The 15330-nt window shown below is 64.2% G+C and carries 14 protein-coding genes; 6 read left to right on the top strand and 8 right to left on the bottom strand.

Features of this window, described 5'->3' with window-relative positions; genetic code table 11:
* Positions 1-95 precede the first annotated feature (95 nt).
* The 4 genes from C7T96_RS16590 to C7T96_RS23915 are packed head-to-tail and all read right to left on the bottom strand — an operon-like array spanning position 96 to position 5085.
* The gene (locus tag C7T96_RS16590; RefSeq protein WP_238719736.1) at positions 96-2513 is read right to left on the bottom strand and encodes an LPS-assembly protein LptD; all 2418 of its coding nucleotides are present in this window, start codon (positions 2511-2513) and stop codon (positions 96-98) included.
* Entirely contained in the window at positions 2513-3601 is a 1089-nt protein-coding gene (gene lptG, locus C7T96_RS16585; RefSeq protein WP_106572362.1) for an LPS export ABC transporter permease LptG, read from the bottom strand. The genes C7T96_RS16590 and lptG overlap by 1 nt, the downstream gene beginning before the upstream one ends.
* Entirely contained in the window at positions 3598-4797 is a 1200-nt protein-coding gene (gene lptF, locus C7T96_RS16580) for an LPS export ABC transporter permease LptF (protein WP_106572361.1), read from the bottom strand. The genes lptG and lptF overlap by 4 nt, the downstream gene beginning before the upstream one ends.
* Positions 4798-4815: 18 nt before the next feature.
* Positions 4816-5085 carry a hypothetical protein gene (locus C7T96_RS23915; protein ID WP_146149200.1) on the bottom strand — a complete coding sequence of 90 codons (270 nt, stop codon included), beginning with the start codon at positions 5083-5085 and terminating at the stop codon, positions 4816-4818.
* Here C7T96_RS23915 and C7T96_RS16575 point away from each other — a divergent pair.
* The 4 genes from C7T96_RS16575 to C7T96_RS16560 all read left to right on the top strand — a co-directional run bounded on the left by C7T96_RS16575 (position 5084) and on the right by C7T96_RS16560 (position 8401).
* On the top strand, positions 5084-6574 hold the full coding sequence (locus tag C7T96_RS16575; protein WP_106572360.1) for a leucyl aminopeptidase: 1491 nt from the start codon (positions 5084-5086) through the stop codon (positions 6572-6574). The two genes, C7T96_RS23915 and C7T96_RS16575, sit on opposite strands and share 2 nt — an antisense overlap.
* Entirely contained in the window at positions 6571-7020 is a 450-nt protein-coding gene (locus tag C7T96_RS16570) for a DNA polymerase III subunit chi (RefSeq protein WP_106572359.1), read from the top strand. The genes C7T96_RS16575 and C7T96_RS16570 overlap by 4 nt, the downstream gene beginning before the upstream one ends.
* Entirely contained in the window at positions 6978-7703 is a 726-nt protein-coding gene (locus C7T96_RS16565; RefSeq protein ID WP_199190502.1) for a class I SAM-dependent methyltransferase, read from the top strand. The genes C7T96_RS16570 and C7T96_RS16565 overlap by 43 nt, the downstream gene beginning before the upstream one ends.
* Positions 7704-7786: 83 nt before the next feature.
* Positions 7787-8401: a hypothetical protein gene (locus C7T96_RS16560; protein ID WP_127597089.1), complete on the top strand. Its 615-nt coding sequence runs from the start codon at positions 7787-7789 to the stop codon at positions 8399-8401.
* Between the two features lie 27 nt (positions 8402-8428).
* Here C7T96_RS16560 and C7T96_RS16555 read toward each other — a convergent pair whose 3' ends face one another.
* The 3 genes from C7T96_RS16555 to C7T96_RS16545 all read right to left on the bottom strand — a co-directional run bounded on the left by C7T96_RS16555 (position 8429) and on the right by C7T96_RS16545 (position 11698).
* Positions 8429-9235, bottom strand: a complete 807-nt coding sequence (locus tag C7T96_RS16555; RefSeq protein ID WP_106572357.1) for a crotonase/enoyl-CoA hydratase family protein — start codon at positions 9233-9235, stop codon at positions 8429-8431.
* Positions 9232-11109: an ABC-F family ATP-binding cassette domain-containing protein gene (locus C7T96_RS16550; protein WP_106572356.1), complete on the bottom strand. Its 1878-nt coding sequence runs from the start codon at positions 11107-11109 to the stop codon at positions 9232-9234. Before C7T96_RS16550 ends, C7T96_RS16555 begins: the two co-directional genes overlap by 4 nt.
* A gap of 76 nt (positions 11110-11185) precedes the next feature.
* The gene (locus C7T96_RS16545) at positions 11186-11698 is read right to left on the bottom strand and encodes a DinB family protein (RefSeq protein ID WP_106572355.1); all 513 of its coding nucleotides are present in this window, start codon (positions 11696-11698) and stop codon (positions 11186-11188) included.
* Positions 11699-11760: 62 nt separating this feature from the next.
* Between C7T96_RS16545 and C7T96_RS16540 the strand changes: the two genes are divergently transcribed.
* Together C7T96_RS16540 and ndk are read left to right on the top strand one after the other, a co-directional pair.
* Positions 11761-12453, top strand: a complete 693-nt coding sequence (locus C7T96_RS16540; RefSeq protein ID WP_106572354.1) for a glutathione S-transferase family protein — start codon at positions 11761-11763, stop codon at positions 12451-12453.
* 73 nt (positions 12454-12526) lie between these two features.
* Positions 12527-12949: a nucleoside-diphosphate kinase gene (gene ndk, locus C7T96_RS16535; RefSeq protein WP_106572353.1), complete on the top strand. Its 423-nt coding sequence runs from the start codon at positions 12527-12529 to the stop codon at positions 12947-12949.
* 90 nt (positions 12950-13039) lie between these two features.
* On the opposite strand, the gene C7T96_RS16530 is transcribed toward ndk, so the two are convergent.
* On the bottom strand, positions 13040-15280 hold the full coding sequence (locus tag C7T96_RS16530; RefSeq protein ID WP_158264400.1) for an EAL domain-containing protein: 2241 nt from the start codon (positions 15278-15280) through the stop codon (positions 13040-13042).
* Positions 15281-15330: the final 50 nt, after the last annotated feature.

Here is a 15330-nt window from a genome sequence, read left to right as displayed (position 1 = left end):
ATTCTTTCGCGGTCCCTCTTGGGGGGCCTTCGGTGTTCTACCCCACAAATGTCGTGCTTGGCCTATACGGCGAAAGCATGACGAACGGGCCCGCATCAGTTTGTGCCGAACGCATTCGTAGACGTGGACGTTCCGAAATCTCCGAGCGTGCGGAACGAGATATTGAAGCCGAACCCGTAGGACACGTCCTTGGAGATGGTGTTTTGCGTGCGCGAGAACGTCATGCCGTAGGTGAAGCACTCGTCGTCATAGAGGAACCCGAACGAGCTGTTGGCAAGCGTCGAGGAGGCGAGGTCATAGGTGCCCGAAGCGTAAACGCTCCAATAGTCGTGCAGGCGCGCCCGGCCGCCGAGCGTCACCTCCTGGCGATCCTGCGGGAAACCGTAGAGCGGTTGCGCCTGGATGAAGGTGTAGCTTGCGTTGATACTATGGCGGTCGATCGGGATGGACACGCTGGTTTCGGCACGGCGTACTTCAAGGCTCTGTTCGTCGAAGCGGCCGCCGGCACTGAAGACCACGCCGCCCGGCGAGGCGAACCCGGCCATGGCGACGAAGTCGGACACGTCCGTTTCCAGGCCCGAATAGGCACCCACATTGACCAGGTCCGGCGCGGCGAACGGATTGCGTCCGGCCAGGTGATAGGACTGGCCGACGATCGCGTTGGCCGTCCAGCCGTTGGCGAAGCTGCCCGAATAGCGCAGGCCGAGATTGGCGCGGGTGCCGCTTTCGATCAGGTCGTAGCCGGAGAATTTGTCGCGCTCGAACAGGGTCGAGGCGTCGAAGACCAGGCTTTGCGCGTCTTCGTTGGGAATGCCGAGCGTCGAGCCGTAGCCGACATCCGGCCGGACGAAAAGCTGCGCCATCGGTTCCAGCACATGGCTGGCACTCGACGTGGAGAACAGGATCGGCCAACGCGCCTCCAGGCCCGCCGTCGCCATCGCACGGAAATAGGACGAGCGTATATCGGCCGCCACGGCACCGTAGGCGGTGCCGTCATGCGTATAAGCGGCACCGGTCAGCCCCCCGGTCATGGCCGCGATCGCAGCGTTCGAGCCGGCGCTCGCGTCCACGCCGATACCGTCGGCGCGTGCATGCAGAAGCGGCGTCACCAGCAGGCCGCCCGACGTCACGATGGTTTTCTTCCACTCGGCCTCGGCCGTCACGCGGCCGGACCAGCCGCGTATGCCGGGCAGCGCCGGCCTGCCGGGCAGGAAATCCCGCCGCATACGGCCCACGACCTGGGTGTTGACGTCGAAGCTCAACTCGCCGCCGGCCACCGGCTCGTCCACCGTATAGGCATAGTCGAAGGACGGCAGTACCCAGGGTTGCCGCGGATCCCGCGCCGACGGGTGCGCGGCCGGGAGCACTTCCTGAGCCTGGAATTTGTAGAATCGGAGGTCGAAATAATTGCGGTCGTTGAGGCCGGTCAGATAGATTTCGTTCCGGCGTATCGCCTCCGAATAGCCATCCAGCAGATAGGTGTTGGCGAAGTTCGGATCGGACTGCACCAGAACATCCCAACCGAACGTCCAGCGGGGATTGATGGTGAACTTGCCCTTGGTGCCCGCCATGAGGCGGGTCTTGACCGTTCTGTCGACATAGCCCGGTTTGAACGCGGTCGGCTGCTTCTGGCTGATGCCGGCGATTTTCAGCGAATACTCGCCAGAATTGAATTTCTGGCGCCAGTCGGCTTCGGCCATAAAGCCCTGGCGCGAATAATATGTGCTTTTCACCGTCAGGTCGTAGGTCGGCGAAAAGGCGAAGAAATAGGGTAGCGTGACGCTGGCGCCCAACTCGCTCTTGAAGCCGATGCCGGGAAACAGGAAGCCGCTTTTGCGCTTCACGCTCGAATCGGCCATCTCGAACGCCGGCAACTGCGCGATCGGCAGGCCGAAAAACTCGAAGCGCGGTCGCTGGAAGCGGATCGTTTTGGCGTCCTTGTTCCAGATGATCTTGCGCGACTTGATTCGCCAGATCGGCGCCTTGTCCGGCTTGTCCTCGCATGGTTCGCAGGCCGTGTAGATGCCGTTGACGAATGTGGTCACGGTGCCGGCTTTGCGCTCGGCGCTTTCGGCGCCGAAATAGGTCTTCTCGGCCGTTTCCACGCTCAGGGCATTGATGAACCCGTCCCGGAAATCGTCGGTGACGTCGATATGATCGGAAAAGATCCGGTTGCCGTCACGGTCGACGATTTCCACGTCGCCGTCGGCCACCAGACGGCCCGTGGCCTGATTGTAGATCACGCGGCGGGCAACCATGCGGTTGCCGCCGTAGTCGATCCGCACCGACCCCTCTGCGGTCACCGTCTGGTTGATATTGTCGTAGATCAGCGTGTCGGCTTCCAACAGGAGCTGGTCGGCGGGGCCGACGCTGACATTCAAGCCGTCCAGGGACTGTGCTTGGGCGCGCGGAATATCGACGATGCCGGCAAGACACAGCAGGGCGAGCGCCGTGGCGCTTGTGCCAAGGCGGATGCGTGGGTGCCCGTCACCGCTACCCCTCCTGAACCCCACTAACCGTCCTCCTTGTGCAGCAGGAACGTTACCCCGAACAATGCTGCAATAACCACAGGCAACCACGCCGCAACGATCGGCGGCACGATACCCGCGCTGCCGAACGCCTTGACCAAGGTCGAGACGACATAAAGCAGAAAGCCGGCGAGGATGCCACCCAGAATCAGGGTGCCGGATTGGCCGAGCCGGACAAATCGCATCGAAACCGTTGCCGCGATCAGCGTCATTGCGACCAGTAGTGGCGGAAGTGCCACAAGTGAATGATAATGCATCGAAAAAGCGTTAACGGAATAGCCGTACGCCTTGGCGGTTTCGATCTTTCTGCCGAGTTCGTAAAACGGCGTGGCCTCCGGCCGTGCCAGCCGCTGCTCGACGAATTCCGGCCGGAGATTGGTGAGGACCCGCGCGTTTTTGACGCTTTCGGGTTTGGCGCCGGATTTGAAGCGGCGAACCTGTTCCAGTTCCCAATAGCCGTCGCGCAGATAGGCGCGTGCGGCGTCCTGCCGCTCAATGATGTTGCCGTCTTCGCCGATGCGGATGAAGACGGCGTCGGACAGCGTAAGCCCGCTGTTGAGGACCGCGCGGGCGCCGACGATCGTCTGGCCTTCCTCGGTGCGCTGGCGCAGCCAGGGTGCCGAGGCCGCCGACACGACATTCGATTCGCCCGAGCGCAGCGTCGTTTCGATCTCCTCGACCTTCGCGAGCCCGTTGGCGGCGATCGGGTTGAGCGCGATGATCGTCGAGAGACCGAACAGGAACGCCCCCACGCAGATCGGAAACAGGAACTGCCAGGCCGAAACGCCGGCCGCGCGCGTGACGACCAACTCGTATTTCCTGTTGAGCGAGATCAGTGTCGTCATCGCCGAAAACAATGCCACGAAGGGTATCGTCTGCTGCAGCACCATCGGCACCCGAAGCGCGCTCATGGTCATGCCCAATTGCAGTGAATAGCCGGGCAGGCCGCTGAACCGGCTCGATTGCTCGGTGAAGTCGATGATGAAGACCAGCGCGAAAATACCGGCCAGGAACCAGCCGGTGATGACGAGATAGCGTCGGAAAAAATACTGCCCCAGCGTCCAGCCGATCATCCGCTGCCCCTTTCCAGGGAGTGACGGGTCCCGGGCCAGCGCAGGGCACGCGCGCGCATGCGCAGTGCCGTAAAGAAATGCGCCAACCGATCCAACCAGGAGGCCGGCAATTCGAGGGTTTTGCTTGCGGCGATCAGATAACAGGCAAAAGCGGCGTTCAAGATCGGCACCGCGTAGATCAGGGGCACGAAGGCGGTGACGGTTTCGGCCTTGTTGGCGACGAAATATCCCTCCCAACGCACCAGAAGCGCAATCGAGATCGCGGTGACCATCGGATGGATGCGCGCCTGGCGGTGCGAGCGCGCGTCGCCGGCAGCCGCCAGCGCCAGCAACGCAAACACCAGCGAATAGCTCCATTCCGAAAGGCGGCGGTGAAGCTCTGCGTAGAAGAAGGGCGGACTCCATTGCAGGTAGGCGTCGTTCGGATCCGGGTTGAACAAATAGCCGAGCGTGCGGTCCTTCGGCCAAATCTGGACCGTCTTGCCCGTAGGCGCGAATTCCGAGAGGTCGAACGCATAGGATGCAAAACGGACCACCGAAACGTCGCCGCCTGGTGTCTTGCGGTGCACTTCGCCGTCGATCATGAACAGGAACTGCTGGTCGCCGCGTTGCTGAACCTCGCCTTGTTTAGCGTAATAATAAAGATCGAGGTCCTTCTTGCGCGAATCGGCGACGAATATCCCGCCCATCCGTCCGTTCGGCAGGCGTTCGGCGACCTGGACGAAGAGGCCCTCCTGAACCTTGCGGAAGTTGCCTTCCTGGATGACGGAGGACAGCAGGTCGGCATGGGCGCTGGCCACCAGAGTGCGGGTGCGTTGTCTGGCCGTCGGCTCGACCCAGTTGTCGACCGCGAACGAAAGCGCGCTTGCCAGTGCGGCCAGAACCAACATCGGCTTGAGGATCGTGCCGCGCGAGCTGCCGGCCGCGGCAATTACGGCGAGCTCGGAATCCTGATTCATCGCCGATAGGGTCTGCGAAATTCCGATGATGATGGCGAACGGCATCACGACCGGTATCACGGTCGGCAAGAGCAGCGTGGCCAGCTCGAGAAACGTGCCGGCGGTCTGGCCGCTGTCGGTGACGATGTTGACCCGTGCGAGAATCTGCGTGGTCCACGCCATGGCGAGCGCAACCAGCAGCGCCGCGCCCGAAATCTTCAAGGCGCGGTAGAAGATGTATCTCTCGACGAGTTTCATCGCGAAAGCGGTGCGTCCCTATGATTCGCGCGCGTCACGCTTCAACCCCGCCGAGCAAATTAGGCGCCCGTCGGCCTTCACACAAGCGCATGCTGCGGGCTGTTCGTCCCGGTCCCATACACGATGGTGCGCAATCAGGGCTAAAAAATAGCGAAGGAGCGCGGTTAACGATCGGTAAAACGGCTTGTTTTCCGCGCCGCGCTTGCCAGGCAAAGCCGGACTTTTTAGGGTCGGTCCGCTTTCATCGTCGCGCACGCCGCGCCCCTCCGGCCATTCGGGAACATCCATGCCTCACGCACCCAAGATCAGCTTTGCCAAGTTTTCCGCGCCCAAGAAGGGGGCGGTGGTGGTCGTCGTAAATGACGACAATGCTCTCGGCGACCAGGCGCGCGCCCTGGACGCGGCCGGTATCGTGCCGAAGGCCGCCAATATTGCCGAGTTCAAGGGCAAATTGGCCTCTGTTCTGGATGTGCTGACACCCGAAGGCACGCCGTTCGACCGCTTTGCCGTCGTTGGCGCGGGGCCGCTCGACAAGCGCGACGAAAAGGCCTGGATGCGTATCGGCGGTGGCGCGTGGTCGCTGGTGAAGAAATCGGCCGATGCCGCCGTCATCCTCGACATGAAGGACGAAGAACCGGATGCCGACGCGGCGGCAGCCTTCGCGCTCGGGCTGATGCTGCGCGCCTATGGCTTCGACAAATACAAGACCCGCAAGGACAAGGACGAGGGCGCCAAGGACAAGCCGGTGCGGGTGACGATCCAATGTGCGAACCCGTCCAAGGCGCGCAAGGCGTTCGCTTCCGTCGAGGCCGTCGCCGGCGGCGTCAACCTGGCGCGCGACCTGGTCAACGAACCCGCCAACGTGCTCGGACCGGTCGAGTTCGCCGATCGTGCCAAGGCGCTGGAGGCGCTCGGGGTCAAAGTCGAGATTTTGACCGAGAAGGAGTTGAAGAAGCTCGGCATGGGTGCGCTTCTGGGGGTTGCCCAGGGCTCGGCCCGCCCGCCGCGTCTTGCCGTGATGCAGTGGAATGGTGGCAAGGCGAAGGACAAGCCGGTCGCCTTTGTCGGCAAGGGGGTGGTGTTCGATTCGGGCGGCATCTCGATCAAGCCGGCCGCAGGCATGGAGGACATGAAGGGCGATATGGGCGGCGCGGCCGCGGTTGCCGGCCTCATGCACACGCTGGCCGCCCGCAAGGCCAAGGCCAATGTCGTCGGCATTGTCGGGCTGGTCGAAAACATGCTCGACGGCAACGCCCAGCGGCCGGGCGACATCGTCACCTCCATGTCGGGCCAGACCATCGAGGTGCTCAACACCGATGCCGAGGGCCGCCTCGTGCTGGCCGACGCGCTGTGGTACTGCAACGAGCGCTTCGCGCCGCAATTCATGGTCAATCTCGCCACGCTTACCGGCGCCATCATGATCGCGCTCGGCCAGGAGCATGCCGGCCTGTTTTCCAACGACGATGCGCTCGCCGAGCATCTGTCGACGGCGGGCACGGCGACCGGCGAAAAATTGTGGCGCATGCCGCTCGGGCCCGAATACGACAAGCTGATCGATTCCAAGAACGCCGACATGAAGAATATTGGCGGCCGTTTCGGGGGAGCGATCACCGCCGCGCAGTTCCTGCAGCGTTTCGTCAAGGAAACGCCCTGGGCGCATCTCGACATTGCCGGCACCGCCATGGGCTCGCCGTCAAACGACATCAATCAATCCTGGGGATCGGGTTTCGGGGTCCGGCTGCTCGACCGTCTGGTCAGGGACAATTACGAGGCGTGACGGAGGTTCTGTTCTACCACTTGACCGATTCGACCCTCGAGGACGCCTTGCCCGGCCTCCTCGAGCGGTCTCTGGCCCGCGGCTGGTCGGTGGTGGTCCAGACCGGAAGCGAGGAGCGCCGCGACGCGCTCGACCAGCATCTGTGGACGTGGCGCGACGATTCCTTCATCGGCCACGGAACCGATCGCGAGCCGAATGCGAGCGACCAGCCGGTGCTCTTGACCACCGGCCCGGACAATCCCAACGCAGCCGCGATCCGGTTTCTGGTCGACGGCGCCGAACCGCCGGCACTCGACGGTTACGAGCGCGCGGTGATCATGTTTGACGGCCACGATCAGGCGCATGTCGAGGCCGCCCGGCGTCACTGGAAGGCCGTCAAGGCGGCCGGTCACCAGGCCACGTATTGGCAGCAGACGCCGGAACGGGGCTGGGAGCGCAAGGCCTGACGGACGATTTCGAGCGCCGCCGAGAGGCGGCCAGAACCCGGGTGAACCGGCGCGACGACGCCAAGTCGGCGGCCGGATCCGATCGGCAGGATTTTTTCGAAGCGGTCTATGAAGAGGCGGGCGGCGATGCCGCCGGTGTTCCCTGGGCCGATCTCGCGCCCAAGCCCGAACTCGTCGACTGGCTGACGGACAATCCAGGCAATGGGCGGCGGGCGATCGACGTCGCCTGCGGGCTGGGCGACAATGCCGAGGCGATCGCGGCGGCCGGATACCAAACGCTCGCCTTCGACGCCTCGCGCACGGCGATCGAATGGGCTCAAAAACGTTTCCCCGGCTCGCCGGTCGCCTATCGCGTCGCCGACCTCTTCGATCCGCCGGGCGACTGGCTGGCCGGCTTCGATCTCGTGCATGAGTGCTACACCGTCCAGTCCGTCGCGCCGGCCATGCAGCGCGACCTCATCGGTGCCATCGCGGCTCTGGTCGCGCCGGGCGGCAGGCTTTTGGTCTATACGCGGCTGCGCCCGCGCGACAGCGTGCCGGACGGACCGCCCTGGCCGCTGACGCTCGACCAGGCCGGGCGTTTTGCCGAGTTCGGCCTGCACCGCGAGCACGAGAACCGTTTCGAGATCAGCCGGCCCGGACGTACGATCCCGCATCTGTTCGCCACCTGGCGCAAACCCTGACATGCGGCAGGGGGAGGCGCGCCGGCGCCGTTGTGGACATTGATTTTCCCGCATGCCAAACCGCCGCGGCGGGGGATATTGCGATGCGTTTTTTCTTCCTGATCATTCTTGTGGCCGGTATCGCGCTCGGGATCGGCTATCCCTGGGCGGTCGACAACGTCTCCGGCTACGAGATCGGCCGTTACAAGGTTTATGATCGCGCGTCGGGCTTTGAGCCTGCCGAGGTGGCGCTCGCGCCGTCTGAAGCCCCGGTTCGGGTCCTCGTCGACCTGACCGCCGCCGGCGAGTTCCGGCCGAGTGACAGGCTCACCGTGCTTACCGTCACCGCATCGACCGGCGGGGCGACCGTTTTCGCCGAGACCGTGACCTTCCTTGGCGTGCCGCCGCGCCCCGACAGTCCGCAAGTCGCCGGCTACGTCTATCGCGACGAGGTCGGCATCATCGATCCGGTGAACGGCGACGCGCGTTATATCTTCACAGTCGGACCGGGCGACGCCGACGGCATCGTGATGGCGCGCGTCGAACTGGTTCTGCGCGCCGGCGCCTTCGATCTGGATCCGCGCGCAGTTCCCGCCGGTTACATCCTGATGGCGGTCGGCTTCGTCGGCCTGGTGGCGGCGTTTCGGTTGCGCGGCCGCAAAAAAACCGCCGCGGACAACGGCAAGACACGCCGTTGGGGGCGGGGCAAGGACGACTGACGGCCGCGCGTCGGCGATGCGGTCGGCTCAGATCGCGTCGAAATTGCCCGAGCGACCCTTGCCGGCCGAAAACCGCGCCGCCCCGTCTGCACCTTCCGATCGGAAGGCGGCGGCGCTTTTCCATTCATTGGCGAGCGCCGGCGCTTGGTCGAGCGACCATTGCTCCAGCGCGGATTTGCGGTCGGCGCGCATGCAGGCCTGCGGAAAGCGCGCGATCTCGGCCGCCAACGCGAGAGCGGTTGCACGTGCCTCGCCCTGCTTGCACAGCCGGTTGGCAAGCCCGATCGCCGCGCATTCGGCCGCGTCCACTTTGCGGCCGGTCAGGATCAGGTCCATGGCCCGGCCATGGCCGACGATGCGCGGCAGGCGTATCGTGCCGCCGTCGATCAAAGGCACGCCCCAGCGCCGGCAATAGACCCCCATATAGGCGGTTTCCTCCATCACCCGCAGGTCGCACCACAGCGCGAGTTCCATGCCGCCGGCCACCGCCGCGCCGGAAATCGCCGCGATCAGCGGTTTCGACAGCGAAAGCCGGGTCGGTCCCATCGGCGCCTTGCGCGGCTGGTCGTCGCGTCCGTCGAAGGACGCATCGAGATCGTGGGTGGCGAACCATTCCTCGTCCATGCCGCCGGCAGCATGCTTGAGGTCGAATCCGGCGCAGAAGTTTCCACCGGCGCCCGTCAGAACGGCGACCTTCTGACTGTCGTCGCGTTCGAAGGCGATAAAGGCGGAAAACAGAGCCTCGGCCATCGCCGGATTGACGGCATTGCGTGCCTCGGCACGGTCGATCGTCACCACGGTGATCGCGCCGTCGCGTTCGGTCCTGATGTTCATTGCGCCATCCCCTCCTCATACTGTGCCGACAGCGTCAGCCACAGTTCTTCGTGGCGGGCGAGCTGGTCGGCAAGTTCGGAGCGCTCCTTGCCGAGTGTCGCCACCTTGGCGGAATCTCGCTCGTAAAGCGCAGGGTTGGCAAGTTCGTTCTCGATCGCCTCGAGACGCTTGCGCGTGCGGTCGATCAGTCCTTCCGTGGCCTTGATCTGCTTGGCGACCGGTTCCAGGGCGCGTCGGCGTTCGGCCGCCTCGCGTCGCTTCTCCGCCTTGGAGGCCTTGTCGGCCTCGCGCCGGTCGCGCCGGTCGCTCGTCCCGCCGGTCACCAGGCTTCGATAGTCGCCGATGTCGCCCTCATAGGGCGCGACGGTGCCGTCATTGACCAGCCACAGCCGCTCGGCGGTGGCCTCGATCAGATGGCGGTCGTGCGAGATCAGGATCACCGCGCCCTCGAAATCGTTCAGGGCCTCGATCAGCGAATGGCGTGAATCGATGTCGAGATGGTTGGTCGGCTCGTCGAGGATGAACAGGTTCGGACCTTCGATGGTGGCCAGCCCCATCAAAAGACGCGCCTTCTCGCCGCCGGACAGATCTTTGGCGGGCGTGTTCATCTTTTCCGTCGCCAGGCCCATCTGCGCGACCCGGGAGCGCACCTTGGCCTCGGGCAGGGCGGGCAACAGACGGCGCACGTGCTCGATCGCGTTTTCGTCCGGGCGCAGATCGTCGAGCTGATGCTGGGCGAACATCGACACGTTGAGCTGCGGTGCGAGTGTCATCTTCCCGCCGTCGAGCGTCAGCCGACCGGCGAGCAGCTTGGCGAAGGTCGACTTGCCGTTGCCATTGGCGCCCAGAAGCGCGATGCGGTCGTCCTCGTCGATACGCATCGACAGGTTTTTCAGGATCGGTTTGCCCGGCTGGTAGCCGACCGAGCCGTTTTCGATCGCCACGATCGGTGAGGCGACCTTGCGCTCCGGCGCGGGAAAGGAGAATGGCCGCACGGTCTGGTTGACCACGGCCGCGATCGTGCCCATGCGCTCGAGCGCCTTGAGACGCGACTGGGCCTGGCGCGCCTTGGAGGCCTTGTAGCGAAAGCGCTCGACAAAGGCCTCCATGTGCTTGCGCTGGGCGTCCTGCTTGGCGCGCGCCTTTTCCTGCAGCGCCTGCTTTTCGGCCAGTTGGCGTTCGAACTGATCGTAGCCGCCGCGCCAGAAGGTCAGCTTGTGCTGGTCGAGATGCACGATCGAGTTCACCGCCCGGTTGAGCAGATCGCGATCATGGCTGATCAGCAGCACCGTATGCGGGTAGCGCGTCAGATAGTTTTCCAGCCACAGCGTGCCTTCCAGGTCGAGATAGTTGGTCGGCTCGTCGAGTAGCAGCAGGTCCGGCTCGGCAAACAACACCGCGGCGAGCGCGACGCGCATGCGCCAGCCGCCCGAAAACGACGAGGCCGACCTTTTCTGCGCCGCCTCGTCGAAGCCGAGCCCGGCCAGAATGGTCGCCGCGCGCGCTTCGGCCGAATGGGCGTCGATATCGGCCAGCCGCATGTGGATTTCGCCGATCCTGTGCGGGTCCGTCGTGGTGCGCTCCTCGGCCAAGAGCGCGGTGCGCTCCCTGTCGGCCGCCAGAACGATGTCGATCAGCGGCTCTTCGGTCCCTGGCGCCTCCTGCGCGACCTGGCCGATGCGGGCGTTTTTCGGCAGCGAGATCGAGCCGCTCTCGATCTGCGCCTCGCCGGTGATGGCGCGAAACAGGCTTGTCTTGCCGGTGCCGTTGCGTCCCACCAGGCCGGCCTTCGCACCGCCGGGCAGCGAGAGCGAGGCGTGGTCGATGAGAAGGCGCCCGGCAATGCGCAGCGAAAGATCGTTGATGGTAATCATGGCCGCGGGGTTGTGGCCGAGCGCGCGCGCGGATGCAAGGGGGAAGACATCGCATGCAATTGGCGCGGCGATGCCGTCAGGCGAATTCCCGCCCGTCCTCTGTGCGCTGGAAATAGATCATGTCGAGCGAGGGCGGCGTTCTTCCCAAGAGCGACAGGATGGCGTGGGCGTGGCCGCGATGGTGGGTTTGGTGGTTGAAGAAATGGGCCATCGCCGGCGCCAGCCTCTGGCTGACCGTCTTCATGTCGGTGACGGTGACATAGGTGAAGCGGCCGGCGAGCGCGGTGTCGGAGAGGCTTTCCACCCAGGCGCTGATGCGTGCGTCTTCGGCCTCGCGCGCCAGGCGCAGCGGCGTCAGGTTCGGATGGATGATGGCGTCGAGCGACTTCGGCGCCTCGCCCTGGGCGGTGAAACGCTTCATCCAGATACGGTCGGCGACCAGGATGTGGTTCAACGTGCCCAGCATCGATTTGAAGAACACGCCGGTGTCGTGACCGAATTCGGCGTCGGTCAAATCGGCGGCCGCGTCGTAGAGCGTGGCGTTTGCCCAACGATTATAGGCCGCCATCATGCGAAAATGCCGCTTCATCGGTTTCTTTCCGGTGACGAATGATCGAAAGTCCCTCCTAGCACCGGTCCGGGAGCCACTCCATGGCAATTCTGCTCTATGAACTCGTCGGCGCCGATCCGGCGCGCCCCTTCAGCCCGCATTGCTGGAAGGCGGCGATGGCGCTCGCCCACAAATCCCTGCCGTTCGAAAGCGTCGCGACGCCGTTCACCAAGGTCGCCACGATCGAAAACGGCTCCGGCAGAACGGTGCCGTTGATCCGCGACGGCGACAGGCTCGTCGGCGATTCCTTCGAGATCGCGCTTTATCTGGAAAAAACCTATCCGGATCGCCCGACGCTGTTCGGCGGTGCCGGCGGTCAGGCGATGGCGCGGTTTTTCGAACGCTGGACCCAGACGGTCGTGCACGGCTTCATCGGCGGTGCGCTGCTTGCCGACATCAATGCCTGTCTGGCCGCGCCGGACCAGGCCTATTTTCGGCGCTCGCGCGAGGCCCGGTTCGGCAAGACCCTGGAGGAGGCCGGCGCCGACAGGCACGAAGGCCTGCAGGAATTTCGCAGGCAGTTGGAACCCTTGCGCGCCACGCTTGCCGTCCAGCCTTTCCTGGGCGGGCAGGGACCGCTCTTTTGCGACTATATCGTCTTCGGCGCGTTCCAATGGGCGCGTGTCGTTTCGTCGTTCCAACTGCTTGATGCCGCAGACCCCGTCGCTGCGTGGCTCGAACGCTGCCTGGCGCTTCACGACGGCCTGGCCGGACGCGTGCCGGCGGCTGCTTGAACGGCTCTTGGCAAGGCGCGGGGCGGCTTGTATAGAGCCGCGACCTTCCCCGCATCTTTCAAAGGAACATTCGATGGCGATCGAACGCACTTTTTCCATGATCAAGCCCGACGCGACGCGTCGCAACCTGACCGGCGCCATCACCGCCATGCTCGAGGAAGCCGGCCTGCGCGTCGTCGCCTCCAAGCGCGTGTGGATGAGCCGTCGCGAAGCCGAGGGTTTCTACGCGGTGCACAAGGAGCGCCCGTTTTTCGACGAGCTGTGCGAGTTCATGTCGTCGGGTCCGACCGTGGTCCAGGTTCTGGAAGGCGAAAATGCGATCGCCAAAAACCGCGAAGTGATGGGCGCGACCAATCCGGCCGATGCCGCCGAGGGCACGATCCGCAAGGTTCATGCCCGTTCGATCGGCGAGAATTCGGTGCACGGCTCGGATGCGCCGGAAACCGCCGCGCAGGAGATCAAATACTGGTTCTCCGACATCGAGATCGTCGGCTGAGGCCGAGTGCCCGTCAGTCCGTAGACCGAAAAGACCGGCCGCGCGCCGGTCTTTTTTTATGTTCGCTCCGGTGTTCATCGGCCGATACGGTCACGCCTGTGCCCGCAAGGCGTCGTCTACCGAGGCGGCGGTTTCCGGCGCGCGCGCGAATTCCAGGAAAGCCGTTTCGGGCATGGCGGCCGCGTAGAGATAACCCTGGAACAGGTCGCAGCCGAACGCATACAGAAACGCTTCCTGGCTGCGGGTCTCGACATGTTCGGCCACCGCATCCAGACCGAGAGTGTTGGCCATGGCCAGGATAGTGCGCACCAGCGCGCGGTCGCCATCCGAGTTTTCGATATCCCGCACGAAACTGCCGTCGATCTTGACCTCGTCGAAGGGCAGCGATTTCAGCCGGGCCAGCGACGAATAGCCGATGCCGAAATCGTCGAGCGAAAAGCGCAGGCCGCTGCTCTTCAGCGCGTTCATCCGGTTGGCGACGAGCGTCTGGTCGGTCGCCATCACGTGTTCGGTGAATTCGATCGTCAAGCGCGAAGCCTCGATCGCGTGTTCTTCGAGCAGGTTTTCGAGGAAAGATACGAATTGCGGGCCGGAGAACGACTGCACGCTGACATTGAGCGACAGGCCCAGCCCGGCCGTTTCGGGGTTTTGCTGCCAGCCGGCGAGTGTTTTCACCCCGCTTGCCAGCACGAAACGGCAAAGCTGATGCGTTAATCCGGCTTGTTCGGCCAAGGCGATGAAGCGGTCCGGCGGCACCATGCCGAGCCGCGGATGGCGCCAACGCAACAGCCCTTCGGCGCCGGCGACGCGCCCCTCGCGGTCGATCTGCGGCTGAAACTGCAGCTCCAGCGTCTTCTCCTCCAGGGCTCGGCGAAAATCTTCCAGCAGCGTGAAACGCTCCTGTTCGCCGTTCATCCAGCGTTCGTCGAACAGCGCCAGGCCGTCGCGTCCCGCCCCCTTGGCCTGATACATGGCGATGTCGGCGCGCTTGAGCAGGTCGTCGCCGGCCGTGTCGTGTTCGCCGAACACGACCACGCCCATGCTGGCGGACGAGCTGTGGCGTAACTCGCCGCGCTCGAAGGGGCGTCTCAGTGCCGATAGCATCTTGTTGCCGGCTATGATGGCCTGCGACGCCGCGGCGGCCTCGCTGTCGCCCAGCCCGTCGAGAATGACCACGAACTCGTCGCCGCCCATGCGGGCGACGGTATCGGTCTCGCGCACGCATTGGCGCAGGCGGCTGGATATCTCGACGAGATAGTCGTCACCGATATCGTGGCCCTGGGTGTCGTTGAGCGACTTGAAATTATCGAGATCGATGAAGAACAGCGCGCCGGGCTTGCGCGTACGCCGGCAGGTCTTGGCCGAGCGCGCGATGCGCTCGGCCAGGAGGCGCCGGTTCGGCAGTTTGGTCAGCGGATCGTAGAAAGCCAATTCTTCGATTTCGAGCGCCTGGCGCTTGCGCAGCGAAATGTCCGACACGTAGCCGTGCCAACTCACCTGGCCGTCGTTCAGCCGTTCCGGCTTGGCGCTCATGCGCAGCCATTTTTCCTTGCCGGTCGCGGTGGTGATGCGAAATTCGTGATCGAGCGGCTCCATCGTGTCGTAGGAGGTGCGGAAGGCGCCGAAATAGGCTTTGCGGTCGTCCGGGTTCACGAAACGGGCAAAAAGCTGGCGCCCGGCGGTAATTTCCTCGATCGGGACCTCGAGCAGGTTTTCGAAACCGTCGCTCAGATAGTTGACCGTGATATCGAAACTGCGGCCCCTGACGATCTGAAACAAGCCGCCCGGCAGGTTGCTGGTCAGCTTCTGGAACTGTTCTTCCAGCCGCAGGCGCGTGACCGTTTCGGTGATCTCGCGCACCGAGCCTTCGTAATAAAGCGGCCTCCCGGTGCGCCGGTGATGGACGATCCGTGCCGATTCCGTGATCCATATCCGTTCGCGCGTCTTGTGCCGGTATATTTCCGATACGAAATCCTCGACATAACCGTCCCGTTGCAGGATCTCGCGGAACTCGTCGCGCCGCTTCGGATCGACATACCATTCCGAGGCGATGTTCTTGACGGCGGCGAGCAGTTCCGCCTCCGTTTCATAGCCGTTGAGCTTGACGAGCGCCCGGTTGGCGCTCAATTGCCGTCCGTCAAGGCTGGAGCGGTAGATGCCTTCGGACAGGTTTTCCACCAGGCTGGACAGGTTGCGGTGTTCGTCGCGCCACTGGCGGCACCGTCCGCGATAGTGAATGACGGCCGCGGTCAGGCCGGCCAGGCATGCGGCCGCGCCCGCGGTCGCGGCGGGAAGCATGAAGCCTTCTATGGCGCTGAAATTCTCCAGCAAATTCGCAGATCCCCGTCCCGTGCGCGTCATTATTGTTTGATCGCACCGTA

The organism is Nitratireductor sp. StC3, from assembly GCF_003015025.1.
Lineage (GTDB): Bacteria > Pseudomonadota > Alphaproteobacteria > Rhizobiales > Rhizobiaceae > Mangrovimarina > Mangrovimarina alexandrii.
This window is presented reverse-complemented; position numbering and strand designations above follow the sequence as displayed.